This window comes from Actinoplanes sp. NPDC023714 (assembly GCF_040639855.1).
In the GTDB taxonomy this organism is placed as follows: Bacteria; Actinomycetota; Actinomycetes; order Mycobacteriales; family Micromonosporaceae; genus Actinoplanes.
On the sequence record NZ_JBFAAR010000006.1, the window covers coordinates 148,973 to 163,949 of the forward strand.

General features: G+C 68.8%; 19 protein-coding genes. 10 read left to right on the forward strand and 9 right to left on the reverse strand.

Annotation, left to right across the window (positions count from 1 at the left end):
• Window positions 1-70: 70 nt before the first annotated feature.
• Window positions 71-1,045: an NAD(P)-dependent alcohol dehydrogenase gene (locus tag AB0G10_RS26265; protein ID WP_360926885.1), complete on the reverse strand. Its 975-nt coding sequence runs from the start codon at window positions 1,043-1,045 to the stop codon at window positions 71-73.
• 81 nt (window positions 1,046-1,126) lie between these two features.
• Here AB0G10_RS26265 and AB0G10_RS26270 point away from each other — a divergent pair, with 81 nt between their 5' ends.
• Window positions 1,127-1,768: a TetR/AcrR family transcriptional regulator C-terminal domain-containing protein gene (locus AB0G10_RS26270; RefSeq protein ID WP_360926888.1), complete on the forward strand. Its 642-nt coding sequence runs from the start codon at window positions 1,127-1,129 to the stop codon at window positions 1,766-1,768.
• Between the two features lie 452 nt (window positions 1,769-2,220).
• Window positions 2,221-2,469 carry a hypothetical protein gene (locus tag AB0G10_RS26275; protein WP_360926891.1) on the forward strand — a complete coding sequence of 83 codons (249 nt, stop codon included), beginning with the start codon at window positions 2,221-2,223 and terminating at the stop codon, window positions 2,467-2,469.
• Here AB0G10_RS26275 and AB0G10_RS26280 read toward each other — a convergent pair.
• From AB0G10_RS26280 to AB0G10_RS26300, 5 genes are all read right to left on the reverse strand, one after another.
• Complete coding sequence (locus AB0G10_RS26280; protein ID WP_360926894.1) at window positions 2,466-3,107, reverse strand: DUF6082 family protein; 642 nt, start codon at window positions 3,105-3,107, stop codon at window positions 2,466-2,468. The genes AB0G10_RS26275 and AB0G10_RS26280 overlap by 4 nt on opposite strands.
• A 134-nt stretch (window positions 3,108-3,241) precedes the next feature.
• The gene (locus AB0G10_RS26285; RefSeq protein ID WP_360926897.1) at window positions 3,242-3,451 is read right to left on the reverse strand and encodes a DUF2795 domain-containing protein; all 210 of its coding nucleotides are present in this window, start codon (window positions 3,449-3,451) and stop codon (window positions 3,242-3,244) included.
• A gap of 37 nt (window positions 3,452-3,488) precedes the next feature.
• Window positions 3,489-4,922 carry a peptide MFS transporter gene (locus AB0G10_RS26290; protein ID WP_360926899.1) on the reverse strand — a complete coding sequence of 478 codons (1,434 nt, stop codon included), beginning with the start codon at window positions 4,920-4,922 and terminating at the stop codon, window positions 3,489-3,491.
• Between the two features lie 32 nt (window positions 4,923-4,954).
• Window positions 4,955-5,368 carry a hypothetical protein gene (locus tag AB0G10_RS26295; RefSeq protein ID WP_360926902.1) on the reverse strand — a complete coding sequence of 138 codons (414 nt, stop codon included), beginning with the start codon at window positions 5,366-5,368 and terminating at the stop codon, window positions 4,955-4,957.
• An 89-nt stretch (window positions 5,369-5,457) separates the two neighbouring features.
• Window positions 5,458-5,721, reverse strand: a complete 264-nt coding sequence (locus AB0G10_RS26300) for a BON domain-containing protein (RefSeq protein WP_360926905.1) — start codon at window positions 5,719-5,721, stop codon at window positions 5,458-5,460.
• Window positions 5,722-5,958: 237 nt separating this feature from the next.
• Between AB0G10_RS26300 and AB0G10_RS26305 the strand changes: the two genes are divergently transcribed.
• A complete protein-coding gene (locus AB0G10_RS26305) occupies window positions 5,959-6,375 on the forward strand; it encodes a PRC-barrel domain-containing protein (RefSeq protein ID WP_360926907.1) in 417 nt (138 codons plus the stop codon).
• Between the two features lie 624 nt (window positions 6,376-6,999).
• Here the strand turns inward: AB0G10_RS26305 and map are convergent.
• Window positions 7,000-7,821, reverse strand: coding sequence for a type I methionyl aminopeptidase (map, locus tag AB0G10_RS26310; RefSeq protein WP_360926910.1), 822 nt, complete (start codon window positions 7,819-7,821; stop codon window positions 7,000-7,002).
• Window positions 7,822-7,884: 63 nt separating this feature from the next.
• On the opposite strand from map, the gene AB0G10_RS26315 reads away from it, so the two are divergent.
• The 4 genes from AB0G10_RS26315 to AB0G10_RS26330 all read left to right on the forward strand — a co-directional run bounded on the left by AB0G10_RS26315 (window position 7,885) and on the right by AB0G10_RS26330 (window position 9,914).
• Window positions 7,885-8,151 carry a helix-turn-helix transcriptional regulator gene (locus AB0G10_RS26315; protein WP_360926913.1) on the forward strand — a complete coding sequence of 89 codons (267 nt, stop codon included), beginning with the start codon at window positions 7,885-7,887 and terminating at the stop codon, window positions 8,149-8,151.
• Complete coding sequence (locus AB0G10_RS26320; protein ID WP_360926916.1) at window positions 8,151-8,984, forward strand: phosphotransferase; 834 nt, start codon at window positions 8,151-8,153, stop codon at window positions 8,982-8,984. Before AB0G10_RS26315 ends, AB0G10_RS26320 begins: the two co-directional genes overlap by 1 nt.
• A gap of 9 nt (window positions 8,985-8,993) precedes the next feature.
• Window positions 8,994-9,227 (forward strand): DUF6582 domain-containing protein, encoded by a 234-nt coding sequence (locus tag AB0G10_RS26325; RefSeq protein ID WP_360926919.1) that lies wholly within the window; start codon window positions 8,994-8,996, stop codon window positions 9,225-9,227.
• A 69-nt stretch (window positions 9,228-9,296) separates the two neighbouring features.
• Window positions 9,297-9,914 carry a methyltransferase domain-containing protein gene (locus AB0G10_RS26330; RefSeq protein WP_360926922.1) on the forward strand — a complete coding sequence of 206 codons (618 nt, stop codon included), beginning with the start codon at window positions 9,297-9,299 and terminating at the stop codon, window positions 9,912-9,914.
• Between the two features lie 76 nt (window positions 9,915-9,990).
• On the opposite strand, the gene AB0G10_RS26335 is transcribed toward AB0G10_RS26330, so the two are convergent.
• Entirely contained in the window at window positions 9,991-10,839 is an 849-nt protein-coding gene (locus AB0G10_RS26335) for an alpha/beta hydrolase fold domain-containing protein (RefSeq protein WP_360926925.1), read from the reverse strand.
• 9 nt (window positions 10,840-10,848) lie between these two features.
• Window positions 10,849-11,514, reverse strand: a complete 666-nt coding sequence (locus tag AB0G10_RS26340; RefSeq protein WP_360926928.1) for a DUF998 domain-containing protein — start codon at window positions 11,512-11,514, stop codon at window positions 10,849-10,851.
• A 119-nt stretch (window positions 11,515-11,633) separates the two neighbouring features.
• On the opposite strand from AB0G10_RS26340, the gene AB0G10_RS26345 reads away from it, so the two are divergent.
• The 3 genes from AB0G10_RS26345 (at window position 11,634) to AB0G10_RS26355 (ending at window position 14,967) form a co-directional block, all read left to right on the forward strand.
• Window positions 11,634-12,452 carry an endonuclease/exonuclease/phosphatase family protein gene (locus tag AB0G10_RS26345; protein ID WP_360926931.1) on the forward strand — a complete coding sequence of 273 codons (819 nt, stop codon included), beginning with the start codon at window positions 11,634-11,636 and terminating at the stop codon, window positions 12,450-12,452.
• A 183-nt stretch (window positions 12,453-12,635) separates the two neighbouring features.
• Window positions 12,636-13,571, forward strand: coding sequence for a DUF5995 family protein (locus tag AB0G10_RS26350; protein ID WP_360926934.1), 936 nt, complete (start codon window positions 12,636-12,638; stop codon window positions 13,569-13,571).
• A gap of 313 nt (window positions 13,572-13,884) precedes the next feature.
• Window positions 13,885-14,967, forward strand: a complete 1,083-nt coding sequence (locus AB0G10_RS26355) for a calcium-binding protein (protein ID WP_360926937.1) — start codon at window positions 13,885-13,887, stop codon at window positions 14,965-14,967.
• The last annotated feature ends 10 nt before the right edge of the window (window positions 14,968-14,977 follow it).

The following is a 14,977-nucleotide window of genomic DNA, read 5'->3' on the forward strand; positions in this document are numbered from 1 at the left end:
CCCCGCCGGAGGGATGGGCTACAAATAGCCCATTGACGAAAATCGAACGGTCCGCGCCCGCTGCCCGTCCTCAGACCGTGATGACGACCTTCGCCCGGGCGTGCTCGGTCTCCAGATAACGGATCGCCGCGGCCGCGTCGGCCAGCGGGAACGTCCTGTCGATCACCGGCTTCACGGTGCCGGCGGCGACCAGTTCGGCGAGCGCGGTGAGCGACGCGTGGTCGGTGACCGCCGAGAGGATCTCCACGCGTTCCTTCACGAACCGCGAGCTGAGCCGCGCCTGCACGACGAGCCGCATCGGACCGAACAGGCTGCCGCCCCGATACACGCCGCCGCCGGACAGCACGACCGTGCCGCCCGGCGCCAGCACCCGCCGCAGCGTCGACAACGGACGGTTGCCGACGAGGTCGAGCACCAGGTCGTACCCCGCGATCCGACTGCCGAAATCGGTCAGCCGGTAGTCGATGACATGATCCGCGCCGAGCGACCGGACCAGCTCGGCGTTGCGGGCACTGCACACGGCCGTCACCTCGGCTTTCAAACCCTTGGCCATCTGTACGCCGAACGTCCCCACCCCACCCGAACCCCCATTCATCAGCACCTTCTGTCCCGGCCGTAGGGAACGCACCCCCTGCAGCGCGGTCACCCCGGCCAGCGGCAGCGCGGCCGTCTCCTCCCAGGTCAGCGCCGCCGGGCGGATCGCCACCCGGTCCTGCGACACCGCGACGTACTCGGCGAGCGCCCCGCCCGCGTGCACGGTGTCGCCGAACACCTCGTCGCCGGCCCGGAACCGGGTGACGTCCGGCCCGACCGCCTCGACGACGCCGGCGAAGTCCCGGCCGCGGATCGCCGCGGAGGGCCGCCGCACCCCGAACGTGAGCCGCGCGAACCGGGGATCGCCGCGCATGACGTGCCAGTCGTAGGCGTTGAGCGATGCGGCCCGGACCCGCACCAGCACCTGGTCACCGGTCGCGACCGGCGGCGCGACCTCGGTGAACGCGAGCGTTTCCGGTCCGCCGTAGCGGTTCTGCGTCACTGCCTTCATGTCAGCCTCCCCATAGGTGTACGCCGTACACCCAGACTGAGGTGTACGGCGTACACCTGTCAAGGGAGCTATCGTGCCGGAGTGGTGAGAACGCTGCGGCTGAACCGCGACCGGGTGCTGCGCACCGCCGTGGCCCTGGCCGACGAGATCGGTCTGGAGCAGCTGAGCATGCGCCGGCTCGCGACCGAACTCGACGTCGTACCGATGGCCCTTTACAAGCACGTCGCCAACAAGGACGAACTGCTCGACGGCATGATCGACGTGGTGGTCGGCGAGATCGACCCGCCCGGCCCGGACACGGCCTGGAAGCCGGCCGTGCGCGAGCGCATCCTCTCCGCCCGGCGCACGATGCTGCGCCACCCCTGGGCGTCGAGGGCCATCGAGGTGCGGCAAGCCCCGACCACGGCCGTCCTGGCGTACATGAACTCGGTGATCGGAATGTTCCGGGCCGGCGGCATGTCCGCCGCCTTGACCCACCACGTCATGCACGCCCTGGGAAGCCGGATCCTCGGCTTCACCCAGGAGCTCTTCACCGCCGGCGCCGCGGCGCCCCCGCCCGACCTGACCCTCTTCCCGCACGTCCTGGAAGTAGCCATGTCAGCAGCCCACGAAAACGACTCGGTCGTAGGCGCCGGCTGCGACGACCAGTTCGAGTTCGAATTCGCGCTCGACATCCTCCTCGACGGCTTCGAACACCTACACGCCCGAAACTGGCACCCCTGACCCGAACCCTCCCGCACCCCGCGCCCTCGGACCCCGCGCCCTTGGGCCCCGCGCCGCCGTGCCCGCGCCTTTCCCGCGATCTTGTGAAGTTCCACAGGGCCGTTCCCGTCGTCAGTCCCGCACAGATCAACAAGATCGCGGGGCCTCGGCTCCGCGCCTCCCGCGCCCGCCGCCCTCTCCCGCGATCTTGTGAAGTTCTGCAGGGACGGCCCTGTGCCATTCATCAAGATCGCGGGGTATCGGCAAGAGCGGGAGCGGAGGGGCAGGGATGCCGAGTCCAGCAACCAATCTCTCAGCCCTGAATCTGACCAACCTCTCCGACAACACCCCGGGCACGGTCACCAGCTGACCTTTGGGGGCGCCGGGTGCGACCGGCGTCCCTCGCCTGCGTGGTTTTCCTCGCTGGTGCGTCGGCGATCTGTTTAGAATGCCCCGTGTCATATCGGGTGAATATGGGCGGTGCCCTGCCGGCGGCGCCGGTCCTGCGGCGGGTCGGGCTGGCTCCCGCCGAGCGTGGGAGTGTTACTGACTGCACATGCCCGGACGTTTTCGAGCTGGAGGACGGCAACTTCGCCGTCGTCGGGACGGACCGGACAAGCGAACTCGAAGGCATGTTGCCGCCGGATGCGGGGGTCGCGCCCTACGAGAAGATCGTCGTGATCAACCGTGACACCTTCCTCGCCGCGGCGAAAGACCTCTAATCACCCGAGCACTCGATGACAGCTCGACATTCCTGCCAGATCTGATCCGCGATCTCGGCCATGCCGGCGTCCGGGGCGCCTTGGACGTAGATGCTGCGCCGGGTGCTCGCGGTCTTCTCCCAGAAATCGCGGATCGTCGGGCTCGCGAAGAAGTACCTCATGTTGCTGATCATTTCCTCTCGCGAGGAGAGGCCGGTCTTGTGATGCAGCCAGGCGTGCTGAAGCAATAAGTTGGCATACCGGTATTGAGCCTGGGTCACCGGGTCCTCCATCGTCGTCCGGGGCCAGACCGCGGCGAGATGCGGGTTGTCGATTGCCATCTTGGCCAGTTCGATGTGCTGCTGGCGCAGGGAGATCTCGGTTTGCTGGTCACGCTGGCTGCGGCTCTGCGCCGTCGACGTCACGACCAGGGCGGCCACCGCGAACGCCGCGACCACCGAGCTCACCGCGCCGAAGGCCTGGCCCACGTCGCTCCAGCGCTGCCACGTGGTGTCGGCGCCGCGCTGGCCGATCAGGGCCACGATGCCGACGCCGGCGGTGACCACGGCGGCGGTGAGGGCGAGGGTCGCGCTGACGATCCGGAACACGTCCCGCGACGACACGGCTGACCGGCCGATTGCACGCTCGTCGACGCTCATGTCCGGCCCCTTCTCGCGTTCTAAGAAGAGTTTGCGACACGCGCGCACTATTTCCAAACAGCAGTACGGCAATCAGCCACGACGCAGATCAATTGACATCTGCAAATTGCATATTCGCGGTAATGCAACCATTATCACGGTGCGGGCGTCTCGCCCGGCGGGAGGTCGATCGAACTGCGGATCTCGGAGATGTTCTGGTAGGCGCCCACCGGCATGGCTCGCAGCGCCCGCACGGCCTCGGTCGAGGCGCCGGTGCGCGACTCGGCGTGCGCGACGATCGCCTCCTTGTCGGCCGGGAAGTCCAGATCCTCGAGGAGTTTCTGCACGTCGGCGAAGATTGTCATGGGCGGGGCTTACCCGATGGTCAGGCGCCTACACCCGTCAGCGGACGCCGCTCATGAGGCGGGAGATCGGGCGCGCCAGTGCGGCCAGCGCCAGGCCCAGGACGATCGCGACCGCTCCGAGGATGCCGAAATAGGCGGTCTCGGAGGAGGGGTCGTAATAGCCGGCGAGGGTTCCCGACATGGCCGTCCCGAGCGCCACCGACAGATAGAACAGCGCGACCATCTGGGTGTGGAAGGCGTGCGGGGCCAGTTTCGTCGAGAGGGAGAGGCCGACCGGGGAGAGCAGCAGCTCGGCGATCGTGAAGACGAGCAGGATGCCGGCCAGGGCGAGGAGCGGGGTGCTGTTCGGGCCGCCGCCGGCCAGCGGCAGGAACAGCAGGAACGCGATGCCCATGATGACGGTTCCGGCCGCGAACTTGAGAGGCGTGGACGGCTGGCGGTCGCCGAGGCGGGTCCACAGCGCGGCGAACACACCGGAGAGCACGATGATGAAGACCGGGTTGATCGACTGCACCCAGGAGACCGGAATCTCCCAGCTTCCGATCGTACGATCAAGCCTTTCGTCCGAATAAATCGTGACAACGGTAAATTGCTGCTGATAGAGCGACCAGAATGCCGCGCTGGCCAGAAACATCGGGATGAAAGCGAACACCCGCCGCCGCTCCACATCCGAGATACGCTGACTTAACAGGATAAGTCCGAAATATCCGATGGACGCGATCACGCTCAGCACCACCACGATCGTCGACAACCGATCGGCGGCGAGCAGTCCCGTCATGGCGGCAATGACAACGACCACGACCAATACAACAAACACGATACCGGCCACATAAACACCCCGGACGGGAAGCGGATTAGGCACCTCCCGCCCGGCCTCCGGCAACCGCCGCCGCCCCAGCGAATACTGAATCAACCCGATGGCCATCCCCACGGCCGCCAGCGCGAACCCCCAATGGAACCCGGCCCGCGTCTGCAACAACCCGGTCAACAGCGGCCCGAGTAGCGCCCCCAGATTGATGCCCAGATAGAACAGCGAGAATCCGGCATCCCGCCGCTCGTCGTTCTCCGCATAGAGGCTCCCGACCAGCGACGTCGCATTCGCTTTCACGCCACCGCTGCCGATCGCGATCAGGACGAGCCCGGCACCCACCCCGACCAGTCCGGGAAGAATGGCGAGCGCGATATGCCCGCACATCACCAGAACGGCGCTGAGGAACAGGACCCGTTCCGCGCCGAGCAGCCGATCCGCCGTCCAGGCGCCGAGAATCGTCGACAGATAGACGGCGCCGCCGTAGGCCCCGACGATGCTCGTGGCCGTTCCCTGATCGATGCCGAGCCCACCGTCGGCGGCCGAGTAATACAGGTAGATGAGCAGAATGCCCTGCATGCCGTAGAACGAGAACCGTTCCCACAGCTCGACCCCGAACAGGTTGGCCAGCGCCCGAGGCTGACCGAAGAATGTCGACGGCATCCACGGGGGCTACCCGCATCGGGCCATTCGAATCAGGGATGCACCACGACGAGCCGCACCCGGCTGCCGGCCGCCAACTCCCGCACCACCGGCTCGACGGCGTCCCAGTCGCCGAGCGGCGGCAGCCCGATCGACGGGATCTCCCGCATGACGGCGTCCTCCATCGCGGCCGTCAGCGCGCTGCGCAGCGCGTTCACGTCGAGCGGCCCGCCGGCCCGCTGGTGGATCACGAGGTTGTAGACGAGCAGCCCCTCCGGCGTCTTCCACGACATCACGCCGCCGAGGCGCAGATTCCCGGCCCGGCAGCGTTCGCGGTAGCGGTCGTACATGGCCGGCCACCGCACCCGGAAATCGTGATCCATCACGCCGACGCAGGTCACCCCTTGGGCGAGGGCGGGGAATCCCAGCGCGAAGATGTCACCGGCACGGCTGTCGACGAGGTCCACGGGCGCTCCTGGGGATGGGCGACGTTGCCACCTTCCATCATGGAGTGCCCGATCATGTCCCGTACAGGGGTCAATTGCCCGTGAGACGGTCACCATCCGGAAACGAGCTGATCGAAAGCGTCCGGTTCGGCGCGCCCACCCGCCCGCAGCCGATTGCACAGGTCACGAACGCCCGGCGTGTGCCGCACGAGATCCGCCGCGACGAGCCGCGCCTGCACCGACGGAACCTTCCCGAGCAGCGTGACGACCCGGTCCTGCACCTCGACCGTGATCCGCTGGCGGCGCAGCGCCGGATCACCGACGATCCGCGCGATCACCCGATAGGTGAGCACGATGTCGGGATCGTGATTCATGCGCTGAGCTCCACACCTGGCGACGACGCCCGAACCGGTGCGCCGCCACCGGGCGCGGAAACAAGACACCAGTCTCGATCGCGGGCGTGGCGGTCTCGCCCCTTTCACATGACAGCCTTATGACGATTTTTCGTTCAAGACCCTTCTTGGGTACGTCGTGAGCACCCGATCTGCAGCCCGCCCCCATGACTAGGAACCGCCCGGGCGGGGTACTCATGATCAAAGGAGGTGGCCGAGATGGGAGAACCCGCTGGCACCCTGACCCCGCTGACCGACACCGATCAGATGGTCGCCGACCCGGCCCAGGACGTCCGGGGCCGCGACGTGATCGACAGCGACGGCGAGAAGATCGGCGCCGTGGCCGACCTGCTGATCGACACCGGCACCAACCACGTGCGCTTCCTGCGCGTCGACCACGGCGGCCTGCTCGGCATCGGCGCGACCTCATCGTTCATCCCGGTGGAGGCCGTCCGCCGCGTCACCGACGACGAGGTCCACGTCGAAACCCCGCGCAACCGCATCGCCGGCGCCCCGCGATACGACCCCGACCTGGTGGCCCAGCGCGACTACTTCGAGAAGATCTACGGCCACTACGGCTACCCGCCGTACTGGACACCCGGCTACTTCTACCCGGGCTTCCCCACTCCCCGCTGACCACCGGCCCGAACTCAACACACAAGCGGCTCTCATCGTCGCGTGTTGAGTTCAGGCACGAATCGCCCCTCAGCTCAACACGCAAGCCGGCTCTCGCAGTTGCGTGTTGAGTTCGGGCGCGGATCGCGCCTCAGCTCGACACGCGGGCTGGGTCTCGGGGTTGCGTGTTGAGTTCGGGTGCGGATTGCGCCTCAACTCGACACGCGCGCCGGCTCTCGGGGTTGCGTGTTGAGTTCGGGCGCGGACTGCACCTCAACCCAACACGCAAGCTGGCTGGCTGTCGTGGCAGCGTGTTGAGTTTGGGCGCGTTTCGCACCTCAGCTCAACACGCGGGCCGGGTGTCGCGGCAGTGTGTGGGGTTGAGGCGCGTTTCGCACCTCAGCTCAACACGCGGGCCGGGTGTCGCGGCAGTGTGTTGGGTTGAGGCGCGTTTCGCACCCCAGCTCAACACGCGGGCCGGGTGTCGCGGCAGTGTGTGGGGTTGAGGCGCGTTTCGCACCTCAGCTCAACACGCGGGCCGGCTGTCGTGGCAGCGTGTTGGGTTCGGGCGCGATCCGCACCTCAACTCAACACGGTGGCCGACTTTTTGGGGCGGTGCTCCGCCCGTACCCTCGCGGTCTTGATCTAAAGAGGTGTGGCGGAAGACTGCCCGGCACGGTGGTGGGAGTCGGCGGTCTCGCCCGGGCGGCGGGTGAGGACCTCGGGGCCGGACGCGGTGATCGCGACGGTGTGCTCGGAGTGGGCGGTACGGGAGCCGTCGGCGGAACGGATGGTCCAGCCGTCGTCGTCGAACGTGATTTTGTCGGTGGTCTTGCAGAGCCACGGCTCGATGGCGATGGTGAGGCCCGGCTCGAGTTTCATGCCGCGGCGGGGCCGGCCGTCGTTGGCGATGTGCGGGGCCTCGTGCATGGTGCGGCCGAGGCCGTGGCCGCCGAACTCCATGTTGACGCCGTAGCCGTAGTCGCGGGCGACGGCGCCGATCGCGGCCGAGATGTCGCCGATGCGGCCGCCGGGCTGGGCCGCGACGATGGCGGCTTCGAGGGCTACTTCGGTCGCCTCGATGAGGCGCAGGTCGGACGGTTCGGGCGTGCCGACGACGAAGGAGAGCGCCGAGTCGGTGACCCAGCCGTCGATGCCGACCGCCATGTCGATGCTGAGCAGGTCGCCGTCGCGCAGCACGTACTTGTGGGGCAGGCCGTGCAGGACCGCGTCGTTCACCGACAGGCAGAGCACGTTGCGGAAGGGGCCGCGGCCGAACGACGGCGCGTAGTCCCAGTAGCAGCTCTCCGCGCCGCGCTCTTTGATCCGGCGGCGCGCCAGGTGTTCGAGGTCCATCAGGTTGACGCCGACGGCGCTGGCGTCGCGCAGTTCGGCGAGCAGCTCACCGACGAACCGGCCGGTCACGGCCATCAGGCCGATCTCGGCGGCCGACTTCAACTCGATCATCAGGTTCCTCCCGCTCGGTATTTTAATACCGGGTATTTTTATACCACGCGCTATCCTGCTGGCATGGTTCGCCAACCGCTCACCCCGGAACAGATCGCAGCGGGCCAGCGTCTCGGGGCCGCGCTCCGATCCGCACGAGCCGACCGTAGCCTCGGCGAGGTGGCCGTCGCCGCCGGGATCTCCCCGGAGACCCTCCGCAAGATCGAGGCGGGCCGGCTGCCGGCGCCGGCGTTCGGGACCGTGGTCTGCCTGAGCCAGGCGCTCGCCGTGCCGCTGGAGTCGCTCGCCGAGGTGTGGCTGGCCGGCATGCCGGTGCGGCAAGCGTCCTGATGCGTCCCGGTGACATCGCCGACGCGCTGGGCAGCAGGCTCGTCTCCTCGACCGTACTGGCCGGCGGGTTCTCGCATGAGACCCTTCTGCTGACGCTCACCGACGGGAAGGTCGTGGCGCGGCTCGGCGGCGGGGATCCGGTGGTCGAGGCGGCGGTCATGGAGGCTGCCCGGGTTGTGGTCCCGGTCCCGGCGGTCCTCATGGTGTCACCCATGGTGATCGAGTTCGTGGACGGCGTCACCCTTAACCACGCTTTTTCCAGAAATATCGGGCGAGAGGTCGGGCGGGCCGTCGCCCGGATCGCTGAGGTCGGCTTCGATCGGCCGGGGTTCTTCGTTGACGGCTCGCTGACCGTCAAGGCAGAAGAGCGCCCGTGGTCGGAGCAGCTCGCCGAGGTGGCGGCGGGCGTCCGGCCGGGACGGCTCGATCCGGAGACCGTGCGGCGCTGGGTGCGGTTGTGCGAGGAGCATGCCCCGGCGCTGCGCGAGGTCGACGACCACGCCCGGCTGGTGCACGCCGACATCAACCCGAAGAACATCCTGATCGCCCAGGACCGGGTAGCGGCGATCCTGGACTGGGAGTTCAGCTATTCCGGCTGCCCTTACGGCGACATCGCGAACATGGCCCGGCACGGCGCCGACTATCCACCCGACTTCCTGGCCGGCTTCTACGAGGGCGCCGAAATTTCAGAAAAATCCCGTTATGTCGGCCGGGTGCTCGACATGTTCGCGCTCAGCGACCTCATGAACCGTCCCGCCGGCAACACCGCCGCCGACCGCGCGGCCGACGTCATCCGGGACTGGGTGAAGCATGGAGTTCCGGACGCCGGGTAACGACTCGTCATGGACGCCGACGACCGCAACGCCATGCCGGACAACGAGTTCGCCTTCCCCCGCGTGCGCAAGGAGCCGCTCAACGACGCGAGCCACGTGCGCAACGCCATCGCCCGTTTCGACCAGGTCAAGGACGTCAGCGACAAGGAGCGCGACGAGGCCTTCCACCGCATCCAGCGCGCCGCGAAGAAGTTCGGCGTCGAGATGACCGAGACGAAATGGCAGGATTTGGGCAAGCCCTAGACCCTTTCAAGATCAAGACCGCGAGGGTACGGGCGGAGCACCGGCCCGCCGGGCCACTACAGTCCAGGTGTGGAGGACGAGACCGTCAAGGCTCGCCGGGTGTGGGACCGGACGGCGCCGACCTATGACCGGCAGATCGCGTTCCTGGAACGGCACTGGTTCGCCGGCGGCCGGGAGTGGCTCGGCGCCCGGGCCGTCGGCCGGATCCTCGACGTCGGTATCGGCACCGGGCGCAACTTGCCGCACTACCCGCCCGGAACGACCGTCACCGGGATCGACCTGAGCCCCGCGATGCTGGCCGTGGCCCGGCAGCGCGCGACCCGCCCGGTCGAGCTGCACGAGGGCGACGCCACCCGGCTGCCGTTCCCGGACGCCTCCTTCGACACCGTGGTCTGCGCGCTCGCGCTCTGCACCATCCCCGACCCGCGGGCCGCCGTCGCCGAGACGAAACGGGTGCTCGTTCCGGGCGGCCGCCTGCTCCTCCTCGACCACGTGGCGAGCACCTGGCCGCCGGTCCGCGCCGCCCAGTGGCTGCTCGAACAGATCACGATCCGGACCGCGGGGGAGCACATGACCCGCCGCCAGATGCCGCTCGTGACTTCGGCCGGATTCACGATCGTGGAGACCGAGCGCCTCAAGGCGGGCACGATCGAGAGGATCCACGCGCGGCTGCCAGAACTCTCATAGCGGCCTGTTCGAGAGTCCCTGCAGCACCTCAGTCCTCTGCGAGCGCCGGATATTTCCGGACATCGGCGGAATCGCCCTATGCGACAGTCGCGCGGATGTGCTCCACGATGGCCCGCCGCCCGGCCTTCGCCTCCGGGACCGGCAGCAGCGGATAGACGTGGATGGCGCCCTCCTGCTCGTGGTAGGTCACCTCGCCGCCGGCCTTGTCGCGCAGCAGCCGGCAGTCCGGCAGCGTGATGTCCCGCGTCCCGACCAGGATCTGCATCGGCGGCAGCCCGTCGAGATCGCCGTGGATCGGACTGAGCCGCGGATCGTCGAGCGGCAGGCCGCCGGTCCAGGCGTCGGCGATCGGCCGCAGGCCGGCCCGGTAGAGCCAGGGGTCGGTCGGCTCGACCGCGTCGATGCCCGGGTTGGACATGGTCAGATCCAGCCACGGCGCGATCATGGTGAAGCCGTTGATCCCGTCGCCCTTCAACGCCTGCGCGGTCAGCATCGCCAGCCCGCCGCCCGCCGAGTCCCCGACCAGATAGCACGGCTTCCCCAGGCCACGCACCACCTCGGTGACCAGGCCGAGCGCTTCCAGGCCGTGGTGCTCCGGCGAGAGGCCATAGATGGGTACGTGGACCTCGAACCCGGTCCGGGCGGCCAGGAAGTCGACGAGCGACCAGTGCTGACGGACGATCTCGCTGGTGTAGGCACCGCCGTGCAGGTAGACGACCGCCTTGTCGGCCCGCCCGATCCGGTGCACGTCGAAGCCGTTCACGCTCGTGGTCGTCACGTTCCACCGCCGCCGGATCGCCTTCGGCGGCGCGGACGGACCCTTGGGCCGGTTCAGCGTCCGGATCCCGGCCGCCTCGGTGACGAACCGCCGCCGGTACACGAGCCGCATGACGTGCGCGACGCCGTTCATCTGCCAGCTGACCATGGCGGCAGGCTACCGGCGGGTTCGATCCGCGGACCAGACCTCGCGACGATCTTTCTTCCCGGCTCTTCCCTCAGAAAGCAGCAGGCGGCAACCGGCGTAGCAGGCCCACAGGGTCAGCGGGAATACGGCGATCCGCTCCATCGTGCCGAGGCCCAGCCCCAGCCCCTGCTGGGCGAGGAACAGGACGGCCCCGGCCAGCCCGAGCACCCCGGCCACCAGCGCGGGTGCCGAGCGGCGGGCGACACCGTGGGCGAGCAGCCCGGCGTTCCCCGGCAGGAACACGAGCACGGCCGCGAGCAGGTGAACGTTCTCGTTCACGTCGGCCGGGAACGCGCCGGCGAACCCGAGCCCGGCCGCCCCGGCCACAATCGCGGCGAGGCTCCACCGCCCCTGCCCCCGTACCCGCCGTGTCATCAGCAGCCCCGCGACGAGCAGCACCGCCGTCAGCACGAACGCCACGTTCATGGCGTCGTGCCAGGGCGAGCAGACGTACCGGGGCCGCGTCGTGTCCCACACCCCGCAGCTCACGTTCCCGAGGTCGCTGACGTTGTTCGAGACCCAGCTGAATCCCGGGTCGTCCCACCCCAGCCCCACGACGAGGTTGGCGACGAGGAAGATCGGTGCGGCGAGGGCGAGGAGGAGCGCGCCGGCCCTGCTCATACGGTCGATATGCATAGACCCGAGTAGATCAGCGTTCCGGTGCCGGAATCACTGCGGCAGACCCGCTTCCCCGGGGTAGGGCCACCCCTACCGGCCGGGTGTGTGACGGCGCCGAGGGCGGGAAAGTGAGGACGATGGCCGACAGCATGATCCGGGCGATGACGTGGAATCTGTGGTGGCGGTTCGGGCCTCACTGGCGCGATCGGCAACCCGCCGTCCTCGAGACCCTTCGCCGGTTGCGCCCCGACGTCATCGCTCTCCAGGAGGTGTGGAGTGCCGAGGGTACGACGCAAGCTCACGAGTTGGCGGCCGCCCTCACGATGCACGCCGTGTTCGCCTCCCCCTCCTATCCACCCGCTCCCGGCGGCGACGAGGAGGAGGACTGGGCGGGGGTGGATCTGGGGATCGCGGTGCTGAGCAGGTGGCCGATCCTCGACTCGGCGGCACCGGTCATGCCGGCCCGCCACCGCGGCTGGGATCCGGTGGCGCTGACCGTCCGCGTCGACCACCCGGCCGGTCCGCTGCCGATCGTGGCGGCCTGCCTCGACTACGGGGTCCCGTACACCGACGACCGCATCGCCCAGGGCGCCTTCGTCACCGACCTGGCCACCGACCCGCGCTTCGACGGTCCCTGCCCGGTGCTGCTCATGGGCGACCTGAACGCGGCCACCGGCTCCCCGGTGCTGCGCGCGGCCGAGGACGTGCTCGTCGACGCCTGGACCGCCGGCGGCGGCGCACCCGGCGCGATCACGCTGCCGTCCACCCACCCCTCGGCGCCGCTCGAGGCCGGCCCGCAGATGGTCGACCAGCGGATCGACCACATCTTCTTCCGGGCCGGCCGCGAGGACCAGGACGTCCAGGTGGAGGGCGTCCAGCTGGCCGGCGACCCGATCGGCGGCATCTTCCCCTCCGACCACCGCGGCGTCGTCGCCGACCTGCGCTGGCGCGGCTGAGAGGCCGTTCACCGCTGTCGGAGCCTTCGTCCTGACGTTGAGAACCACGGTCTCGTCGCCGGCCGACACGGAATCGTACGAATGGGGGTCTTGATCTTAAGTGGACTGAGGTAGTCGTCTATCCGACTGGGGTGGGGCCGTAAATCGGATGTGGTCCGGCTCGGCTCGGCGCGACCATGAGGCGTGAATTTCGATCGGGAGAAGGTGGAGGCGTCCGCGGATCGGCTGCGGGAATGCCGCAAGCGCATCCAGAAAGACGTCGAGGTCATCAATGGGTGGACGCCGTCCGAGCAGGCGATGGCGGACGCCTGCCGGGTGCCGCCGGAGGACATCGCCGGTGTCGTGGCCCGGCTGAAGGTGTTGCAGGAGATTCTGGACGAGATGCCGCCCAGCCCGAGAGCGCATCGGGTCGCCGCATTCAACTCGCTCTATCTGACTATCACCCAGCGGGTCGAGAGACATCTGCAGGGCAAGGACGTCGTCGACAAGAATTGGCTCGAGGTGCTCGACGTCGAGTTCGCCCGGCTCTATTTCCGGGCCCTCTCGACCTGGGGCGTGCCCGACGTGGACACGCCGGACGCCTGGGAGGTGCTGTTCCGCCGCGCCCAGGACCAGCGGATGAGCACGCTCGAAGCCGCCGTCCTCGGCGTCAACGCGCACATCAACCGCGATTTGTCGCTTGCGCTGATCGCCACCTGGAAACGGCTCGGATACACCGGTGACGGGCCGCAGCACCCCGATTATCTGCTGGTCAACAAAATCTTCTACGAGGAGATCCCGCCGCTGCGCCGCCGCTTCGCGAACGCGTGGCAGATGGAGATCGACCGCTGCGTCGGCGAATTGGACGACTGGAGCCAGCGGGTCCTGGTGCGCACCACTCGCGCGCGGGCGTGGGAACAGGCCGAGCGGCTCTGGGAGTTGCAGGACGACAAGGAAGATTTCGACCGCGCCGTGCTGGTCCAGGATCGCATCGCCGCCGTCGCCGGCGAGACCCTTCTGCACGGAGCGTCGATCGTCCGCGTGCTGTGGCTGACGATGCGCGCCGCCGCGGCGAACCTGTGGCACACGGTGCGCGGCAATCGGAGCCCGAAGGAGCTGGAGGCGGCCGGCAAGAAGTGATGTGTGCGCGTGGATCCCGCCGGTTTCTGGGCCCTCATCGAACCGCCGGACCGGCCGGGTGGGCGGCCTCGGGCGGGACGCCGTCGACGCCGTCGCGGCCGATCCGGACAACCTCGCCGACTGCCCGGCCGTGACAGCTCCCTCGGGGCCGACGGCATCCACGCGGATCCGGCGCCGGAGGACGACGTGAGCGATCCGCGGGAGACGCTGCCGAGGCCGGCCGCCATGTTCCCGGGGTCGCTCCGAGCGGTGGTTCTATGATCACCGCGCCGGCCGCCATCGGAGCCGCCGGATCCGTTCGGGGAGGATCCACGTGTCACGTCGCATCGGGGTGGGCCGCGCCGGCCTCACCGCCCTCACCGTGATCGCCGCCGGCCTGTGCGCCGCACCCGCCCAGGCCGCCTCGACCGGCGTCGTCACGGTGGTCGAGACGACGAAGGTGCGGTACAAGGCGGCCAAGGGCAAGCAGAACAGGGTCGTCGTCACCCGCAGCGGCAACACGATCACGGTCGACGATCGGGTCGCTCTCCGGGCCGGCAAAGGCTGCAAGAAGGTCAAGAACGACAAGACCAAGGTGCGGTGTACGACGAAGAAGCCGCCCACGCGGGTCCGCGTCTACACCTATGACCGGAACGACGTGATCGTCAACAAGACCGGCCTGGGCGCGACGATCGACGGCGGCACGGGCAACGACAAGATCACCGGTGGGCCGAAGGGTGACACTCTGCGCGGTGATCGCGGCCGGGACCAGATCTGGGGTTCCGGTGGCAACGACACGATCGACGGCGGCTACGACGGCGACCGGATCTCCGGCGGTGACGGCGCGGACTGGATCGAGGACCGCTCCGGCAACGACGTGGTGCGGGGCGGCAACGGCGACGACTACATCATCGGCAGCAGTGGCGACGACAAGATCTACGGCGACGCCGGCAACGACTTCCTCTCGCTGAACGAGCTGATCAAGGGCACCTACCCGAGCGACGACGACTACATCTCTGGTGGCAGCGGCCTCGACACGGTGCACTACTCGTACCGGGCCGCCGTGAACGTGGACCTCGACGGCGCTACCGGCGACGACGGGATGAAGGGCGAGCGGGACACGGTCGCGTCCGACGTCGAGAACCTGGTCGGCGGGTTCGGCAACGACCGTCTCGTGGGCAACGGCGGCGCCAATTCGCTGGAGGGCGGGCCCGGCAAGGACGTCATCCACGGTCTCGGCGGCGACGACTGGATCGCCGGCCACCAGGGCGCCGACAGGATGTACGGCGGCGCCGGCTTCGACATCCTGGTCGGCGACGACTCGCCCGACGGCAACGCCGCCGACCTGCTGGACGGCGGCGCGGACCGCGACAACTGCCACGTGGCCGCGAAGGACGTCAAGGTCAACTGCGAGTAGACCGCCGGCC